Consider the following 387-nt stretch of genomic DNA (forward strand, 5'->3'; position numbering starts at 1 on the left):
TCATTACGGCATTTTTGAAGGCTGTGGATCTAGCTTACCCTTCGATGGTGACCCTATATTCGAAACAGGTGACGGCGGCTCTTCTTGCTGCTAACTTGAGCTAGCGCTCTATCTGAAGAGCTAAGCTATAACTATCCGCTTAGCTCTTCACCTCCTCTTCAACGCTCTAATATCTAGACCATTTTCGATCATATACTCTTGCATATCTTTCGCGTACATAATCCACCCTTTCGGGCTTAAATGAATTTCATCATCCCAATATTTTGCTGCTGACAAGTCTACTCCCCGACCAAAAGCATCATAACTTAGCGTATTCTGATATTGCCCCATTGCGCCTATAATTGTTTCAGAAAGCTGCGCATGCAGATAGCGAATCGCCCGTCTCCT

The 387-nt window shown here is 44.4% G+C and carries 1 protein-coding gene; it reads right to left on the bottom strand.

Translation table 11 applies throughout. The annotated features are described in order from the left end of the window. Positions 1–147: 147 nt before the first annotated feature. The coding region (locus A3757_RS27120; RefSeq protein ID WP_197470185.1) for a hypothetical protein at positions 148–387 on the bottom strand (240 nt) is incomplete at its 5' end.

This window comes from Oleiphilus sp. HI0117, from assembly GCF_001635235.1.